This window comes from Streptomyces sp. NBC_01498 (assembly GCF_036327775.1).
Lineage (GTDB): Bacteria > Actinomycetota > Actinomycetes > Streptomycetales > Streptomycetaceae > Streptomyces.
The window spans coordinates 5,820,360-5,837,111 of record NZ_CP109598.1 but is presented as its reverse complement, the minus strand read 5'-3'; the positions used below and the strand labels follow the sequence as shown (position 1 = coordinate 5,837,111).

The window sequence follows — 16,752 nt, the reverse complement described above, 5'->3', positions numbered from 1 at the left end:
GAAAGCCCAAACGGAACCTCCGTGACGGGTCTCCACCGGCCGGTCACACGCCCGGGAAGACACCGGAGCGGAGGGTGGCCGGAGGCGGCCCGGAGGGCCGGCCGGGGCGTCGCGGGGGCCGCCCGTGGCGGCGGTGCGGAAGGGGAGGGGGGTATCACATGAGGGGGGTGAGGAAACGGCGGAGCGCCTCCTCGTAACTCGTGGGGTCGGCGTTCCACATGGCGGCGTGCGGGGCGTCCGAGACGGTGTGCAGGGTGACGAGTTCGGGGCGGCGCGCGGCGAGTTCCCGGGAGGGGTACCAGGGGGCGACGGCGTCGTCGGGGCCGTGCAGGATCAGGGTCGGGACGTGGAGCCGTTCCGGGTCGGCGACCACGGGCAGCCGGCCGCCGCGCAGCCCGGTGCGGCCCCGCGCGGCGCGGACGGCCAGCGGCAGCAGGGCACCCGGGGTGCGGCGGGCGGTGGCCAGGGCGCGCACGGTGGCCTCCCAGTCGAGGACCGGGCTGTCCAGCACGAGCCCGCGGACGCGGTCGCGCTGTCCGGACCGCGCGGCGGTGTGCAGGGCCATGGTGGCGCCGACGGACCAGCCGTACAGGACGACGTTCTCGGCGCCGCCCCGGACGGCGAAGCGGATCGCCGCGTCGAGGTCGCGCCACTCGGAGTCGCCGAAGTGTCCGAGGCCGTCCCGGGAGTGCGGGGCTCCCGGGTCGCCCCGGTAGGCCAGGTTCAGGATCGGGAGCTGCTGCTCGATCAGGAACTCCATGAGGTTCATGGGGTGCTCCGGGGTGCTGCCGATGCCGTGCGCGGTGATCACCCAGGTCTCCCGGCTGCCGGGGACGAACCAGCCGGGCAGCGTGCCGAGTTCGCCGGGAATCTCCACCCGGTCGTACTCGATGCCGAGGGCACTGGCCGGGTCGCCGTGGTGGAGCCGGGGGGTGAGGCGGACCCGGCTCCCGGGGGCGAGCGCGCCGTGGGAGACGCGCTCCAGCCGGCGGACGACGGTGTCGGCGGAGTGCGGGACGTCGTCGATGACGGGGCCGACGACGGCGTGGACGCTGTCGGACTCCAGCCCGTAGACGCCGGGGCGCAGCGAGGCGAGGCAGCGGGTGAGGGTGATGTGCCCGGCGGCGGTGCCGTGCACGGTGAGCCGGGGGTCGCCGGGCAGGGGGCGCCCCGGGGGCGCCTTGAGCGCGGCGTCGCTGGCGTACCGGCCGGCCGCCACGGCGGCCGTTCCGACACCGATCACTGTGGTGACGGCTGCTGCCGTCGCTCTGGCCGGGCGCATGTCCTCAGTGTCGGTACGGACGGCCGGGTCGGCCAGCGGAGGCGGCGTACGGGGTGACGGCGGCGGAGGGCGGGGCGGCCGGGGCCGTGGGGGCACGGGGGCCGGGCCGGGGCGCGGTCAGCCCTGCTGGCCGTACCCCTTGAGCCGTTCCTCGACCTCGCGCACCTGCTGCCGGGTGAGCAGGGAGGGGGTGTGGCCGGGGACGGAGCCCGCGGTGAGCCAGAGGCGGCACATCCACTCCAGTTGGGCCGTGCGGTCGTACGCCTTGTCCAGGGTCCCGGCGTAGGTGACGGTGCCGTGGTTCTGGAGGAGACAGCCCGTGCGGTCGCGCAGGGCGCGCAGCATGTGCGCGGCGAGGGCGTCGGTGCCGTACGTCGCGTACGGGGCGACCCGTACCGGTCCGCCGAAGTCGGCCGCCATGTAGTGGATCAGCGGGAGTTCGGACACGAGGGTGGAGACGGCGGTGGCGTGCACGGCGTGGGTGTGGACCACGGCGCGGGCGTCGGTGGTGCGGTAGAGCGCCAGGTGCATCGGCAGTTCGCTGGTGGGTTTCAGGCGGCCGAGGACCTGTCGGCCGTCGAGTCCGACGGCGACGGTGTCCTCCGGCGTCAGCCGGTCGTACGGGACTCCGCTCGGGGTGACGAGGACCAGGTCGCCGACGCGTACGGAGACATTGCCGGAGGTGCCGACGACCAGCCCGTCGGCGGCGCTGCGGCGGGCGGTGGCGACGAGGTCGCGCCATGCCTGTTCGATCGCGTGCGGGTGCGCGGGGTCGGGTTCGTGTCCGGTTTCCGTCATGCCGCGATCCTGCCAGGTGACCCAAGGGGCGTCCGGTGGGCCACGGTTGGGTGAAATCCCACAGGGCCGGGCGCGCCGGCGGCCGACCCGGCGGAGGCACCGTGCGGTGTCCGGACGCGGGGGCGGAACGGGGCGGAGGCCGGGCGCCGCACGGGCTGAGCGGAATCCGGCGGTGCCTCCCGAAGCCGGTGTGCCGAACACCTCGCGGGGGCGGGACGATCCCCCTCGGAGGAGAGTCACCGCAAAGCCCGCCCCAGTTCATCTTCCGTTCACTCAACATCCCTACGTTCCTGAACGGCCAATGACGTCAAGAGAATGCCTGGGTAAATGGAACACATCACGCTGCTACTCGCGATCGTGATCGTGACGGCTCTCGTGTTCGATTTCACGAACGGTTTCCACGACACCGCCAACGCGATGGCGACGACCATCTCGACCGGCGCCCTGAAACCCAAGACCGCGGTGGCGATGTCCGCCGTGCTCAATCTCGTCGGCGCGTTCCTGTCGGTCGAGGTCGCCAAGACCATCTCCGGCGGGCTCATCAACGAACAGGGCATCAGAACCGAAGTGATCTTCGCGGCGCTCGTCGGCGCCATCCTGTGGAATCTGTTCACCTGGCTGCTCGGACTGCCGTCCAGCTCCTCCCACGCTCTCTTCGGCGGTCTCATCGGCGCCACGCTGATGTCCGTCGGCCCCTCGGGTGTCGACGGCGGCGTCGTGGTGACCAAGGTCCTGCTCCCGGCGCTCGCCGCCCCGCTGGTGGCCGGTCTGGCCGCGATGCTCGCCACCCGGCTGACGTACCGCATCGGCCGCGGCACGGACGAGAAGGACACGGCGAAGGGTTACCGGGCCGGCCAGATCGCGTCCGCCGGTCTCGTCTCCCTCGCGCACGGCACCAACGACGCGCAGAAGACGATGGGTGTCATCACCCTGGCCCTGGTCACCGGCGGTGTTCTCGCGCCCGGTTCCAACCCGCCGATGTGGGTCATCGTCTCCGCCGGTGTCGCGATCGCCCTCGGCACCTACCTCGGCGGCTGGCGCATCATCCGCACCATGGGCAAGGGGCTGACGGACCTCCGGCCGCAGCAGGGCTTCGCCGCCCAGACCAGCGCGGCGACCGTCATCCTGGCCTCGTCCCACCTGGGCTTCTCGCTCTCCACCACGCAGTCGTGCTCCGGAGCCGTGATGGGCGCCGGGCTCGGCCGCAAGGGCGGGGTGGTCCGCTGGTCGACCGCGACCCGGATGTTCATCGCCTGGGGGCTGACCCTGCCGGCCGCCGGTCTGGTCGCGGCGGGTGCCGAGTTCCTGACCGGTCAGGGCCCGTGGGGCATCGCGGTCACCGCCGCGCTGCTCGTCGCGCTGTCGGCGGTCATCTGGTTCGCCTCGCGCCGCCAGCCCGTCGACCACACCAATGTCAACGAGACGGACGGGGCCGCCGGGGCGGACGAGCCGATGGGTGTCGTGACCGCCGCCGTCGCGGCCGTCTCCCCGCCGCCCGTGGGCGGTCCGGCGTCGGACCTCCTCGCCGCCACCATTCCGGCACCGGTACCCGCACCGGCGGGTGCGGAGGCCGGGGACCCCGCCGAACCGGCGCGGCCCGCGGCGGTCTGACCCCGGCACCCGCCCGGCACCGGCCGCCGCCCACCGGACCACACCTGCCGGACGACATCCGCTCCGGTACCGACGGCCCGACATCGACGGCCGGACATCGACGGCCCGACGAAGCGAAGGACACTTTCCGTATGAACATCGACTGGGCGGCGCTCGGCTCCGTCTTCGGCGTCAGTCTTGTGACCACCGTCGCGCTGGTGGGCCTGTTCACCCTCGGCATCGTGGGGCTCTCCAAGGGCGCCTCCGCCGCGCGGGGCCCGGCGTCGGCGGCCACCGCCACGGGGTCCGGCTCCGGTTCCGTTTCCGGTTCCGTGACCCTGGCGCGCACCGGCGCGTACGTCTGCTTCGCCCTGTGCCTGGCGGCCGTGTCGTACGGGATCTACGTGATCGTCGCCTGACACGGCGGGCGTACGCGTACGCGGAACGCACACGAGGGAGGGGACGGCCCGTACGGGTCGTCCCCTCCCTCGTCGCTGTTCTCCCCTCTCCCCTTGTTCCCTGGCTGTCCCCTGACTGTCCCCTGACGGGTCGTGCCCTCTCGTGTGGGCCTCAGCACACCGCCCCGTCGCAGGTCACAGCCTGGTTGACGGGGGTTCCCACGCGTGGTGGACTGCCGAGGCCACTACGGCGACAGCGAGAGGAAGCCCGGTGCGAATCCGGCGCGGTCCCGCCACTGTGACGGGAGACAGCCATGTCTCCCGGAGTCAGGAACTCTCGTCGCCGCATCACGTCGAACCGGGGCGCGGACCCTGAGTGAGGACATATCGCCATGCCCGGCCGCGGTTCAACTGTCCTGTCCAGAGCGGTGAGTACGAGACCTCCGCGCGTGTGCCGAGGCGTGTCGGCGGGCTGAGCGATGCGTGCCGAGCACACGGCGGGCCGTCGACGACCGGCCCCGGGAAGCGTTTTCGCGTACGGCGCCGCCGCCGGTCTGCTCGCCGACCGGCTTCTCGGCGATCCCCGGCGCGGCCATCCGGTCGCCGCCTTCGGGCGGGTCGCGGGCGCCGTCGAGCGCCGACTGTGGCACGACCACCGGGGCTGGGGCGCGCTCCACACCGTGGTGTGCGCCGGGGGTACGGCCGGGGTGGCCGCGCTCGTGGCGCGCGGCCTGCGGGGCCGTACCGGCGCGTCCGTGGCCCTGACCGCCGCCGTCACCTGGACCGTGCTGGGCGGTACGTCGCTGGGGCGCGAGGCGCGCGCCGTCGGCGGGGCGCTCGCGGCCGGGGACACCGGGGCCGCGCGGAAGCGGCTGCCGCACCTGTGCGGGCGGGACCCGGAGGCCCTGGACGAGGGGCAGATCGCACGCGCCGTCGTGGAGTCCGTCGCCGAGAACACCTCGGACGCCGTCGTGGGGGCCCTGGTGTGGGGCGCGTTCGGCGGGGTGCCGGGGTTGGCCGCGTTCCGCGCCGTCAACACCCTGGACGCCATGGTGGGGCACCGGTCGCCGCGCCATCTGCGGTTCGGCTGGGCCTCGGCACGGCTGGACGACGTGGCCGGCTGGCCCGGCGCCCGGCTGACGGCGCTGCTGGCGGCCGTGGCGGGCGGGGCGCCCGCGCGGACACTGCGGGTGCTGCGCCGGGACGCGGGCCGCCATCCGAGCCCCAACGCGGGCCCCGTGGAGGCGTCGTTCGCGGGCGCGCTGGGCGTACGGCTCGGCGGCACCCTCGCGTACGGCGGACGGGTCGAGCACCGGCCGGTGCTCAATGGCGGCGGGCGGCCGGTGGAGGTCGCCGACATCGAACGGGCGGTACGGCTGTCGCACCGGGTCGGTGTGCTGGCCCTCGCGGTCTGTGCCGCCGGACGGCTGCTGGCCGGAGCGGCCGGACGCGGCCTCCGCGGCAACCTCCTCAAGAGGAGGGCCCGATGAGCGGGCGGCGCGGCGGTGGGCTGCTCGTCGCGGGCACCACGTCCGACGCCGGGAAGAGCGTCGTCACGGCGGGCATCTGCCGCTGGCTGGTGCGCCGGGGCGTGAAGGTGGCGCCCTTCAAGGGGCAGAACATGTCGCTGAACTCGTTCGTGACGCGCGAGGGCGCCGAGATCGGCCGGGCGCAGGCGATGCAGGCCCAGGCGGCCCGGGTGGAGCCGACGGCGCTGATGAACCCCGTCCTGCTCAAACCGGGCGGCGACCGCAGCAGTCAGGTCGTCCTGCTGGGACGGCCGGTGGGTGAACTGAGCGCGCGCGGCTACCACGGTGACGGCTCCGGTCCCGGCCGCCAGGAGACCCTGCTGGGCACCGTCGTGGACTGTCTGGAGGAGTTGCTGAGCACGTACGACGCGGTGATCTGCGAGGGCGCCGGAAGCCCGGCGGAGATCAATCTGCGGCGTACCGACATCGTCAACATGGGCGTGGCGCGGGCGGCGCGGCTGCCGGTCGTGGTGGTCGGCGACATCGACCGGGGCGGTGTCTTCGCGTCGTTCTTCGGAACGACGGCGCTGCTGAGCGCCGAGGACCAGGCCCTGGTCGCGGGGTATCTCGTCAACAAGTTCCGGGGCGACGTGTCGTTGCTGGAGCCGGGCCTGGAGATGCTGCGCGGGCTGACCGGCCGCGCCACGTACGGTGTGCTGCCCTTCCGCCACGGACTGGGCATCGACGAGGAGGACGGGCTGCGGGTCTCGCTGCGCGGCGCCGTACGGGAGTCGGCGGTGACTCCTCCGTACGGAGAGGAGGTCCTGCGGGTCGCCGTCTGCGCGGTGCCGCTGATGTCCAACTTCACCGATGTGGACGCGCTGGCGGCCGAACCGGGCGTCGTGGTGCGGTTCGTGGACCGCCCGGACGAGATCACGGACGCGGACCTGGTAATCGTGCCCGGCACGCGCGGCACGGTGCGTGCCCTGGCCTGGCTGCGTGAGCGCGGTCTCGCCGGCGCGCTGCTGCGGCGCGCCGCCGAACACCGCCCCGTCCTCGGCATCTGCGGCGGCTACCAGCTCCTCGGCGAGCACATCGACGACACCGTCGAGTCCCGCGCGGGCTCGGTGGCCGGGCTCGGACTGCTGCCCGTACGCGTCGAGTTCGCCCGGGGGAAGACCCTGGGGCGGCCCGTCGGCGAAGCGCTGGGCGAACGCGTCGAGGGGTACGAGATCCACCACGGCGTCGCCTCCGTGGAAGGCGGCGACCCGTTCCTCGTCGACAGCGCCGGGCGTCGCCTCGACGGCTGCCGCTCGGGCCAGGTGTGGGGCACCCACTGGCACGGCTCGCTGGAGAGCGACGGCTTCCGCCGCGCCTTCCTCACCGAGGTGGCCTCGGCGGCCGGGCGCCGTTTCGTCCCCGCCCCGGACACCTCGTTCGCCGCCCTGCGCGAGGAGCAGCTCGACCTCCTCGGCGATCTGATCGAAGAACACGCGGACACGGACGCGCTGCTGCGGCTGATCGAGTCGGGCGCCCCGTCAGGACTTCCCTTCGTCGCACCTGGAGCGCCATGAACACGGCAAGCACGGTCCTGTTGTTGTCCACCGCGGACACCGATCTGCTGGCGGCGCGCGCCTCCGGGGCGCCGTACGTGATCGGCAACCCGACCCGGATCGACGCCGCGGGCGACCTGCCCGCGCTGCTCGCCGGGGCGCGGATAGCCGTCGTACGTCTCCTCGGCGGCAAACGCGCCTGGGAGGACGGGCTGGCCGCGCTCGCCGCGTCCGGGACACCGACGGTGCTGCTGGGCGGGGAGTCCGTGCCGGACGCGGAGCTGATGGCCGAGTCGTCGGTGCCCGCCGGTGTGGTGGCCGAGGCACTGCGTTATCTGGTGGAGGGCGGGCCGGAGAACCTGGCGGAGCTGGCGCGGTTCCTCTCCGACACGGTGCTGCTGACCGGTGAGGGGTTCGAGGCGCCGCGCGCGATGCCCGAGTGGGGTGTGCACGGCGAACGCGCCTCTGTGGAAGGACGGCCGACCGTCGGGGTGCTCTTCTACCGGGCGCACCACCTGTCGGGGAACACGTCCTTCGTGGACACGCTGTGCGACCGGATCGAGGAGCGGGGCGCCAACGCGCTTCCGGTGTACTGCGGTTCGCTGCGCGGCGCCGATCCGGCCCTGTACGAGCGGCTGGGCGCGGCGGACGCGCTGATCGCGACTGTCCTCGCGGCGGGCGGCACGCGCGCCTCGGACGCGTCGGCGGGCGGCGACGAGGAGGCGTGGGACATCGGGGCGCTCGCCGACCTCGACGTACCGATCCTCCAGGGGCTCTGTCTGACGTCGTCGCGGGACACCTGGGACGCGTCGGACGCCGCGCTGTCGCCCATGGACGCGGCGATGCAGGTGGCGATCCCTGAGTTCGACGGGCGGCTGATCACGGTGCCGTTCTCCTTCAAGGAGGAGGGGCCGGACGGCGTCCCGGTGTACGTGGCCGATCCGGAGCGGGCGGGCCGGGTCGCCGGGATCGCGGTGCGGCACGCGCGGCTGGCGCACACGCCGAACGCGGAGAAGAAGCTGGCCGTGGTGTTCACCGCCTACCCGACGAAGCACTCACGGGTCGGCAACGCGGTCGGTCTCGACACCCCCGCCTCCGCCGTGCGGGTGCTGGACGCGCTGCGCGACGCCGGTTACGCGGTCGGCGAGGGCGCGGACGGGCACCCCGACAACGGTGACGAGCTGATCCACCGGCTCATCCACGCGGGGGGCCACGACGTGGAGTGGCTGACCGAGGAACAGCTCGCGGTGGCGCCCGCGCGGGTGCCGCTCGCGGACTACGGCGCCTGGTTCGACCGGCTGGAGCCGGGGCTGCGCGCGGGCATGCTGGAGCACTGGGGCGAGCCGCCGGGTTCGCTGTACGTGGACGGCGGGGACATCGTGCTCGCGTCGCTGCGGTTCGGGAACGTCGTGGTGATGATCCAGCCGCCGCGCGGCTTCGGCGAGAACCCGATCGCGATCTACCACGACCCGGACATGCCGCCGTCGCACCACTACATGGCGGCGTACCGCTGGCTGGAGACGGCGTCCGGGGAGGGCGGCTTCGGCGCGGACGCGATCGTCCACATGGGCAAGCACGGCACGATGGAGTGGCTGCCCGGCAAGGGGCTCGGGCTGTCGGCGGGCTGCGGCCCGGACGCCGTCCTCGGTGAGCTGCCGCTGATCTACCCGTTCATCGTCAACGACCCCGGCGAGGGCACCCAGGCCAAACGGCGCGGGCACGCCACGGTGGTGGACCATCTGGTGCCGCCGATGGCGCGCGCCGACACCTACGGGGACCTGGCGAAGCTGGAGCAACTGCTCGACGAGTACGCGCTGGTCAGCGATCTCGACCCGACGAAGGCGCCGGTCGTGCGCGCCCAGATATGGACGCTGGTCAAGGCCGCCGAGCTGCATCACGACCTGCATGTGGACGAGCAGCCCGACGACGACGACTTCGACTCGTTCGTGATGCATGTCGACGGCTATCTGTGTGAGATCAAGGACGTCCAGATCCGGGACGGTCTGCACATTCTGGGCGGTGGGCCGGAGGGCGAGGCGCGGGTCAATCTCGTGCTGGCGGTGCTGCGCGCCTCGCAGGTGTGGGGCGGTACGGCGAACGCGCTGCCGGGTCTGCGGGCCGCGCTGGCGGAGCACTTCGGGCTGGTCGAGAAGGAGTTGCTGGGCGAGCCGGGGGCGCCGGTGAAGGTCCCGGCGGAGCTGACCGAGCTGGTGGCGGGTCCGGCGCGGTCGGCGGCGGACGCGGTCGACCTGCTGGAGCAGCTGTGCCGCCGGCTCGCCGAGGGCATGGAGGAGCGGCGGTGGGAGCTGTCGGCGGCGGCGCCGCTGGTGGGCGAGGTGCTGGGACACGAACTGCCGCCGGCGGTGGCGGTGCTGGGCTTCGCCTGTACGGAGGTCGTACCGAGGCTGGCCTGTACGACGGACGAGATCGACCACATCCTGAAGGCGCTGAACGGCGGTTACGTCCCCGCGGGCCCGTCCGGGTCGCCGACGCGCGGGCTGGTCAACGTGCTGCCGACCGGGCGCAACTTCTACTCCGTCGACCCCAAGGCCATTCCCTCGCGGCTCTCCTGGGAGGTCGGCCAGGCTCTCGCGGACTCGCTGGTGGCCCGCTATCTGGCCGACACGGGCGACTATCCGGCGTCGGTCGGGCTGACGGTCTGGGGCACCTCCGCGATGCGCACCCAGGGCGACGACATCGCGGAGATCCTGGCGCTGCTGGGCTGCCGGCCGGTGTGGGACGACGCGTCGCGGCGGGTCACCGGTTTCGAGATCGTGCCGGTGGCGGAGCTGGGGCGGCCCCGGATCGATGTGACGGTGCGGATCTCGGGCTTCTTCCGGGACGCGTTCCCGCATGTGGTGGGGCTGATCGACGACGCGGTACGGGCGGTGGCGGAGCTGGACGAGCCGGCCGGGTCCAACTACGTGCGGGCGCACGCCGACGAGGACACCGCCGGGCACGGCGACCGGCGGCGGGCGACGGCGCGGATCTTCGGGTCGAAGCCGGGCGCGTACGGGGCGGGGCTGCTGCCGCTGATCGACGCGCGGAACTGGCAGTCGGACGCGGACCTGGCCGAGGTGTACGCGGTGTGGGGCGGTTACGCGTACGGGCGCGGGCTCGACGGGCGCGCGGCGCGGGGGGACATGGAGACGGCGTTCCGGCGGATCAAGGTGGCGGCGAAGAACGTCGACACCCGCGAGCACGATCTGGTCGACGCCGACGACTACTTCCAGTACCACGGTGGCATGGTCGCGATGGTGCGGCACCTGACGGGTGAGTCGCCCGAGGCGTACGTGGGTGACAGCGCGACACCGGACCAGGTGAAGACCCGGACGCTGGGCGAGGAGACGCACCGGGTGTTCCGGGCGCGGGTGGTCAATCCGCGCTGGATGGCGGCGATGCGGAGGCACGGCTACAAGGGTGCCTTCGAGATGGCGGCGACGGTGGACTACCTGTTCGGGTACGACGCGACGGCGGGCGTCGTGGACGACTGGATGTACGAGAAGTTGTCGGCCGAGTACGTGTTCGCGCCGGAGAACCAGGAGTTCATGCGGCAGTCCAACCCGTGGGCGCTGCGCGGCATCACGGAGCGGCTGCTGGAGGCGGCGGAGCGCGGGCTGTGGGCGGAGCCGGACGGGCGGACGCTGGAGCGGCTGCGGGCGACGTATCTGGAGCTTGAGGGCGACCTGGAAGCGGGCGGCGAATGAGGGCCGCGGGAGTCGCCCCGGCCGGGTCCCGGACGCCGGGCGGGCCGCACACACCGATCCACGCCTTGGAGGCACCGTGAGTACGCCGTACCCCTTCACCGCCCTCGTCGGGCAGGACGACCTGCGGCTCGCGCTGCTGCTCAACGCCGTCTCCCCGGCCGTCGGCGGGGTGCTGGTACGGGGTGAGAAGGGCACCGCCAAGTCCACCGCCGTACGGGCCCTTTCGGTGCTCGTACCCGAGGTGCCGGTCGTCGTCGGGTGCCGGTTCTCGTGCGATCCGGCCGCGCCCGATCCGGCGTGTCCCGACGGGCCGCACGAGACGGGGACCGGCGTGTCGCGGCCCGCCCGGATGGTCGAACTGCCCGTCGGGGCCTCCGAGGACCGGCTCGTCGGCGCGCTCGACATCGAACGGGCGCTGGCCGAGGGCGTGAAGAGTTTCGAACCCGGACTCCTGGCCCGCGCACATCGCGGCATCCTGTACGTCGACGAGGTCAACCTCCTGCACGACCACTTGGTGGACCTTCTGTTGGACGCCGCCGCGATGGGCGCCTCCTACGTGGAACGTGAGGGTGTGTCCGTACGGCACGCCTCCCGCTTCCTGCTCGTGGGGACGATGAACCCCGAGGAGGGCGAGCTGCGGCCCCAGTTGCTCGACCGCTTCGGGCTGACCGTCGAGGTCGCCGCGTCGCGCGAGCCGGACCAGCGGGTGGAGGTCGTGCGGCGGCGCCTCGCGTACGACGACGACCCGGCCGGGTTCGCCGGACGCTGGGCCGGTGAGGAGGACGCGCTGCGGGCGCGGATCGTGGCGGCGCGGGCGCTGCTGCCCGAGGTGCGGCTCGGTGACGCGGCACTGCGGCAGATCGCCGCGACGTGCGCGGCGTTCGAGGTGGACGGCATGCGCGCCGACATCGTGATGGCGCGGACGGCGACGGCGCTCGCCGCGTGGGCCGGGCGCACGGTGGTGCTGGCGGAGGACGTACGGCAGGCGGCGCTGCTGGCGCTGCCGCACCGGCGGCGGCGCAATCCGTTCGACGCGCCGGGGCTGGACGAGGACACGCTGGACGACACGCTGGAGCAGTTCGGCGGGGAGGAGTCCGGAGGCGAGGACGACACGCGCGACGACGATCCGGATCCGGACGGGCCGGGCGGGCCGGACGGCGGGGGCGGGCAGCCGCCGCAGGACGGGCCGCCCGGGGATTCCCCCGCCGGTGAGGCCCCGGCGGGCGGTGAGCCCGCCGGGAACGAGCCGGCGCCGGGCGCGCGCGGCGGCGGTGAGCAGCAGGCAGTGCGGGCCGCCGAGCCCTTCCGTACGAAGGTGCTGAGCGTGCCGGGGCTCGGCGAAGGCGCCGCCGGCCGGCGCTCCCGGGCGCGGACCCAGCACGGGCGGACGACCGGGTCGCGGCGGCCCCGGGGGGCACTCGGCGCGCTGCATCTGGCCGCGACCGTCCAGGCCGCCGCCCCGCACCAGCGGGCGCGCGGGCGGACCGGGCGCGGGCTGGTGGTGCGGCGGGACGATCTGCGGCAGGCGACCCGTGAGGGGCGTGAGGGCAATCTGGTGCTGTTCGTGGTGGACGCCTCCGGGTCGATGGCCGCGCGGCAGCGCATGTCGGCCGTGAAGGGCGCGGTGCTGTCGCTGCTTCTCGACGCGTACCAGCGGCGCGACAAGGTCGGGCTGATCACCTTCCGCGGGAAGGACGCGACGGTGGCGCTGCCGCCCACCTCGTCGGTCGACGCGGCGGCGGTCCGGCTGGAGACGCTGCCCACGGGCGGGCGCACGCCGCTGTCCGCCGGGCTGTTGAAGGCGCACGACGTCCTGCGGGTGGAGCGGCTGCGCGACCCCGCGCGGCGCCCGCTGCTCGTCGTGGTCACGGACGGGCGGGCGACGGGGAGCGCCGACGCGGTGGCGCTCGGGACGCGCGCGGCGCGGCTGCACGCCGCCGAGGGCACGGCGTCGGTGGTCGTGGACTGCGAGTCGGGGCCGGTACGGCTCGGGCTGGCGGTGGCGCTCGCGGGCGAGCTGGGCGGGACGGCCGTCACGCTCGACGAGCTGCGCGCCGACAGCATCGCGGGCCTGGTCAGGGACGTACAGGGCGCTTCGGGCAGCCGTCCGGGCGGGAAGCCGGGCGGGCCTTCGGGCACGCGTCCGGGCGGCGGCCGTCCGGTCGCGCAGCGGAGGGTGGCCTGATGCCGCAGGGACAGCCGGCCGTCGTGCCGGACGACGGGCTCACCACCCGGCAGCGCCGCAACCGTCCGCTGGTCGTGGTCCACACGGGCACCGGCAAGGGCAAGTCGACGGCGGCGTTCGGGCTCGCGCTGCGCGGCTGGACGCAGGGGTGGCCGATCGGGGTGTTCCAGTTCGTCAAGTCGGCGAAGTGGAAGGTCGGCGAGGAGCACGCGCTGAGGGTGCTGGGGGCGAGCGGCGAGGGCGGTTCGGTCGACTGGCACAAGATGGGCGAGGGCTGGTCCTGGGTGCAGCGCGACAGTCAGCTTTCCAACGAGGACGCGGCGCGCGAGGGCTGGGAGCAGGTGAAGCGGGACCTGGCGGCCCAGACGTACCGGCTGTACGTGCTGGACGAGTTCGCGTACCCGATGCACTGGGGCTGGGTCGACACCGACGAGGTCGTACGGGTGCTGCGGGAGCGGCCGGGGACCCAGCACGTGGTGATCACGGGGCGGAACGCGCCGGAGGCGCTGGTCGAACTGGCCGATCTGGTCACGGACATGACGAAGGTCAAGCATCCGATGGACGCGGGGCAGAAGGGGCAGAGGGGCATCGAGTGGTGAGCACCTCCCCGGCCACATCCACGGCCGCGCCCCTTGTCGCGGAGCGGCGTACCGTCCGCGTACCGCGTCTCGTCGTCGCCGCGCCGGCCTCCGGCAGCGGCAAGACCACCGTCGCCACCGGACTGATGGCGCTCCTCGCCGGGCGCGGCCTCGCCGTGTCGCCGCACAAGGTCGGGCCGGACTACATCGACGCGGGGTACCACACGCTGGCGACGGGCCGGCCGGGCCGCAACCTCGACGCGTATCTGTGCGGTACGGAGCTGATCGCCCCGCTCTTCGCACACGGCGCGGCGGGTTGCGACCTGGCCGTGGTCGAGGGCGTGATGGGGCTGTACGACGGCGCTGCCGGGCAGGGCGAACTCGCCTCCACCGCCCAGGTGGCGAAGCTGCTGCGGGCGCCGGTGGTGCTCGTGGTGGACGCGTCGTCGCAGTCCCGGTCGGTGGCGGCGCTGGTGCACGGTTTCGCGTCGTGGGACCCGGAGACGCGGATCGGCGGGGTGATCCTCAACAAGGTCGGTTCCGACCGGCACGAGGAGCTGTTGCGGGAGGCGCTGGACGAGTCGGGGGTGCCGGTGTTCGGGGTGCTGCGGCGGGCTCGGGAGATCGAGACGCCATCGCGGCATCTGGGGCTGGTGCCGGTGGCGGAGCGGCGCGGAGACGCGGTGGCGGTGGTGCGGGGGCTGGCGGAGCGGGTGCGGGTGGGGTGCGACGTGGAGGGGTTGCTGGCGTTGGCGCGCAGCGCGCCTCCTTTGGAGGTGGGGGTGTGGGAGCCGGTGCGGGAGGTGGGGGGCGCGGAGGTGGGGGGTGGCGCCTGCGGCGGGCCTGGTCCCCTACCCGCCCCTTCCCGAAACCGGGGCGCCGCCCCGGACCCCGCTCCTCACACACCGGACGGGCTGGAAGGGCCTGCTCCTCACAGGCCGGAGGGGCTGGAAGGGCCCGCCCCCCGGACAGCGGCGAGGCCCGTCGTGGCCGTCGCCGGAGGGGCCGCCTTCACCTTCTCGTACGCCGAGCACGCCGAGCTGCTGTGTGCCGCCGGTGCCGAGGTCGTCGTCTTCGATCCCCTCCGTGACGAGCGGCTGCCGCCCGGCACACGGGGGCTGGTGATCGGCGGCGGGTTTCCCGAGGTGTACGCGCCCGAGCTGGGCGCCAACGCGCCGCTGCGGGAGGCCGTCGCCGAACTGGCGGGCTCCGGCGCCCCCGTGGCCGCCGAGTGCGCCGGGCTGCTGTATCTGGCGCGGTCGCTGGACGGGGCGCCGATGTGCGGGGTGCTCGACGCGGACGCGCGGATGTCGGAGCGGCTGACGCTCGGGTACCGGGAGGCGGTCGCCGTCGGGGACAGCGTCCTCGCGGCGGCCGGGACCCGGCTGCGGGGCCACGAGTTCCACCGGACGGTGCTGGACCCGGGGGCCGGCGCGGCGCCCGCGTGGGGGCTGGTACGGCCCGAGCGCCGGGTGGAGGGGTTCGTCCAGCGGGGTGTGCACGCCAGCTATCTGCACACGCACTGGGCGGCGGCGCCCGGCGTGGCACGGAGATTCGTCGAAAGGTGCTCGGCATGAGCGGCAGACTCGTCGGGGTCGGGGTGGGCCCCGGTGACCCCGAACTGGTGACGGTGAAGGGCGTGCGCCTGCTGCGGGAGGCGGATGTCGTCGTCGTACCGGTGATGGCGGCGGCCGACGGCACGGACGGCGGGGAACCGGGCCGGGCCGAGGCGACGGTGCTGCACCACGTCGCGCCCGAGAACGTCGTACGGATCGTCTTCGCGCTCAACGAACGCGCCGACCGGGCCCGTCGCGAGGCGGCGTGGGACGCGGCGGGCGCGCGCGTCGCGGAGCTGCTGCGGGCGCATCCGTACGGAAGCGTGGCGTTCGCGACCATCGGCGACCCGAACGTGTACTCGACGTTCACGTATCTCGCCCAGACGATCGGTGAGCTGCTGCCGGGGACGGTCGTGGAGACCGTGCCGGGGATCACCGCGATGCAGGACCTCGCCGCGCGCGGGGGCGCCGTGCTGGCCGAGGGCACCGAGCCGCTGACGCTGGTGCCGGTGACGGCGGGCGCCTCCGTACTGAAGGACGCCCTGGAGGGTCCGGGCACCGTCGTCGCGTACAAGTTCGGGCGGCTGGCGGGCGAGGTCGCGGCGGCGCTGCGCGAGACGGGCCGTATCGAGGGCGCGGTGTGGGGGTCGGCGCTGGGGCTGCCCGAGGAGTCGATCCGGCCGGCCGCCGAGCTGGAGCGGGGGACGCTGCCGTACCTCTCGACGCTCATCGCGCCCGCGCGGCGTGACGGCGGGCGCGGAGGGAAGCTGTGAACGCCCGCCGGGAAGAGCGGTGTCGGGAAGACCTCCGGAGGGAGTCCCGGGGAGGGCTTCGGGGCGCGTCAGGCGGCCGTCGCCACCACCAGCCAGATGAAGCCCACGCCGCCGACGGTGCACAGCAGTGTCGACAGGGCCGGGTGCTCGTGGTGCGCCTCGGGCAGGATCTCGGCGGCGGCCAGATACAACAGCGCGCCGCCGAAGAAGCCGAGATAGCTGCCGAGCAGTTCCTCCGGAAGGGTGAACAGCAGGGTGGAGGCGGCGCCGACGACCGGGGCCACGGCGTCGGCGAGGAGCATCGCGAGGGCCCTGCGGCGGTCGTTCCCGTACAGGCTGGTCAGCGTGTACGTGTTGAAGCCGTCGGCGAAGTCGTGGGTGATGACGGCGAGCGCGACGGTCGCGCCCATGCCGCCGCCGACCTGGAACGCGGCGCCGAGCGCGACGCCGTCCATCAGGCTGTGCAGGACCATCGCCGCCGCCGCTGTCAGACCCACCTGCGGGGCGCGCTCGGGCCGCCCGGCGTCCCGGCCGTGCCGGTGCGGGTCGTCGGCGTCCGCCGCGCCGTGCGCGGCCCTGCGGACGGCCAGCAGGCGTTCCACGACGTGCGCGAAGAGGAAGCCCCCGACGAACAGCAGCAGCGCCTGGTGGACGCCGAGGAAGTCCTCGCCGGCCGCCTCCATGGCCTCCGGGAGCAGTTCGAGGCCGACCACGCCGAGCATCAGTCCGCCCGCGAGGCCGAGTACCAGATGGCGCCGGTCGGTGACGCGCTGCGCCGTCCAGCCGCCGAAGAGCGTCATGAGGAACGCGCCGAGCGCGACGAACACCGCCATGCGCCCTTGCTAGCCGATCGGGCCCCCGGT

Annotated in this window: 12 protein-coding genes and 1 riboswitch; of the genes, 9 read left to right on the top strand and 3 right to left on the bottom strand. The window is 74.1% G+C overall.

The window, feature by feature from the left end; translation table 11 throughout:
* Nucleotides 1-154: 154 nt before the first annotated feature.
* Nucleotides 155-1,282, bottom strand: coding sequence for an alpha/beta hydrolase (locus OG875_RS24845; RefSeq protein WP_330176446.1), 1,128 nt, complete (start codon nt 1,280-1,282; stop codon nt 155-157).
* Nucleotides 1,283-1,399: 117 nt separating this feature from the next.
* Nucleotides 1,400-2,080, bottom strand: a complete 681-nt coding sequence (locus tag OG875_RS24840; protein ID WP_330176445.1) for a class II aldolase/adducin family protein — start codon at nt 2,078-2,080, stop codon at nt 1,400-1,402.
* 327 nt (nt 2,081-2,407) lie between these two features.
* On the opposite strand from OG875_RS24840, the gene OG875_RS24835 reads away from it, so the two are divergent.
* The 9 genes from OG875_RS24835 (at nt 2,408) to cobI (ending at nt 15,889) form a co-directional block, all read left to right on the top strand.
* The gene (locus OG875_RS24835) at nt 2,408-3,691 is read left to right on the top strand and encodes an inorganic phosphate transporter (RefSeq protein ID WP_330176444.1); all 1,284 of its coding nucleotides are present in this window, start codon (nt 2,408-2,410) and stop codon (nt 3,689-3,691) included.
* A gap of 131 nt (nt 3,692-3,822) precedes the next feature.
* Nucleotides 3,823-4,089, top strand: coding sequence for a hypothetical protein (locus OG875_RS24830; protein ID WP_330176443.1), 267 nt, complete (start codon nt 3,823-3,825; stop codon nt 4,087-4,089).
* Nucleotides 4,090-4,318: 229 nt separating this feature from the next.
* Nucleotides 4,319-4,415, top strand: a riboswitch (adenosylcobalamin (AdoCbl) riboswitch).
* Nucleotides 4,416-4,547: 132 nt separating this feature from the next.
* Nucleotides 4,548-5,558, top strand: coding sequence for a cobalamin biosynthesis protein (locus tag OG875_RS24825; RefSeq protein WP_330176442.1), 1,011 nt, complete (start codon nt 4,548-4,550; stop codon nt 5,556-5,558).
* Nucleotides 5,555-7,111 carry a cobyric acid synthase gene (locus OG875_RS24820; RefSeq protein ID WP_330176441.1) on the top strand — a complete coding sequence of 519 codons (1,557 nt, stop codon included), beginning with the start codon at nt 5,555-5,557 and terminating at the stop codon, nt 7,109-7,111. The genes OG875_RS24825 and OG875_RS24820 overlap by 4 nt, the downstream gene beginning before the upstream one ends.
* Nucleotides 7,108-10,797, top strand: a complete 3,690-nt coding sequence (gene cobN, locus OG875_RS24815) for a cobaltochelatase subunit CobN (RefSeq protein WP_330176440.1) — start codon at nt 7,108-7,110, stop codon at nt 10,795-10,797. Before OG875_RS24820 ends, cobN begins: the two co-directional genes overlap by 4 nt.
* 76 nt (nt 10,798-10,873) lie before the next feature.
* Nucleotides 10,874-12,982 carry a putative cobaltochelatase gene (locus OG875_RS24810; protein ID WP_330176439.1) on the top strand — a complete coding sequence of 703 codons (2,109 nt, stop codon included), beginning with the start codon at nt 10,874-10,876 and terminating at the stop codon, nt 12,980-12,982.
* Nucleotides 12,982-13,581, top strand: a complete 600-nt coding sequence (cobO, locus tag OG875_RS24805) for a cob(I)yrinic acid a,c-diamide adenosyltransferase (protein WP_330176438.1) — start codon at nt 12,982-12,984, stop codon at nt 13,579-13,581. Before OG875_RS24810 ends, cobO begins: the two co-directional genes overlap by 1 nt.
* Complete coding sequence (locus OG875_RS24800; protein ID WP_443079187.1) at nt 13,578-15,137, top strand: cobyrinate a,c-diamide synthase; 1,560 nt, start codon at nt 13,578-13,580, stop codon at nt 15,135-15,137. The genes cobO and OG875_RS24800 overlap by 4 nt, the downstream gene beginning before the upstream one ends.
* Complete coding sequence (gene cobI, locus OG875_RS24795; RefSeq protein WP_330176436.1) at nt 15,134-15,889, top strand: precorrin-2 C(20)-methyltransferase; 756 nt, start codon at nt 15,134-15,136, stop codon at nt 15,887-15,889. The genes OG875_RS24800 and cobI overlap by 4 nt, the downstream gene beginning before the upstream one ends.
* A gap of 68 nt (nt 15,890-15,957) precedes the next feature.
* On the opposite strand, the gene OG875_RS24790 is transcribed toward cobI, so the two are convergent.
* The gene (locus OG875_RS24790; RefSeq protein ID WP_330176435.1) at nt 15,958-16,722 is read right to left on the bottom strand and encodes a ZIP family metal transporter; all 765 of its coding nucleotides are present in this window, start codon (nt 16,720-16,722) and stop codon (nt 15,958-15,960) included.
* Nucleotides 16,723-16,752 lie beyond the last annotated feature (30 nt).

Excerpts from the sequence above, each read along its gene's own strand:
- OG875_RS24830 (WP_330176443.1), top strand. The coding sequence starts at position 3,823 with ATGAACATCGACTGGGCGGCGCTCGGCTCCGTCTTCGGCGTCAGTCTT.
- OG875_RS24790 (WP_330176435.1), bottom strand. The coding sequence starts at position 16,722 with ATGGCGGTGTTCGTCGCGCTCGGCGCGTTCCTCATGACGCTCTTCGGC.
- OG875_RS24840 (WP_330176445.1), bottom strand. The coding sequence starts at position 2,080 with ATGACGGAAACCGGACACGAACCCGACCCCGCGCACCCGCACGCGATC.
- OG875_RS24825 (WP_330176442.1), top strand. The coding sequence starts at position 4,548 with ATGCGTGCCGAGCACACGGCGGGCCGTCGACGACCGGCCCCGGGAAGC.
- OG875_RS24820 (WP_330176441.1), top strand. The coding sequence starts at position 5,555 with ATGAGCGGGCGGCGCGGCGGTGGGCTGCTCGTCGCGGGCACCACGTCC.
- OG875_RS24835 (WP_330176444.1), top strand. The coding sequence starts at position 2,408 with ATGGAACACATCACGCTGCTACTCGCGATCGTGATCGTGACGGCTCTC.
- cobO (WP_330176438.1), top strand. The coding sequence starts at position 12,982 with ATGCCGCAGGGACAGCCGGCCGTCGTGCCGGACGACGGGCTCACCACC.
- cobN (WP_330176440.1), top strand. The coding sequence starts at position 7,108 with ATGAACACGGCAAGCACGGTCCTGTTGTTGTCCACCGCGGACACCGAT.
- OG875_RS24845 (WP_330176446.1), bottom strand. The coding sequence starts at position 1,282 with ATGCGCCCGGCCAGAGCGACGGCAGCAGCCGTCACCACAGTGATCGGT.
- cobI (WP_330176436.1), top strand. The coding sequence starts at position 15,134 with ATGAGCGGCAGACTCGTCGGGGTCGGGGTGGGCCCCGGTGACCCCGAA.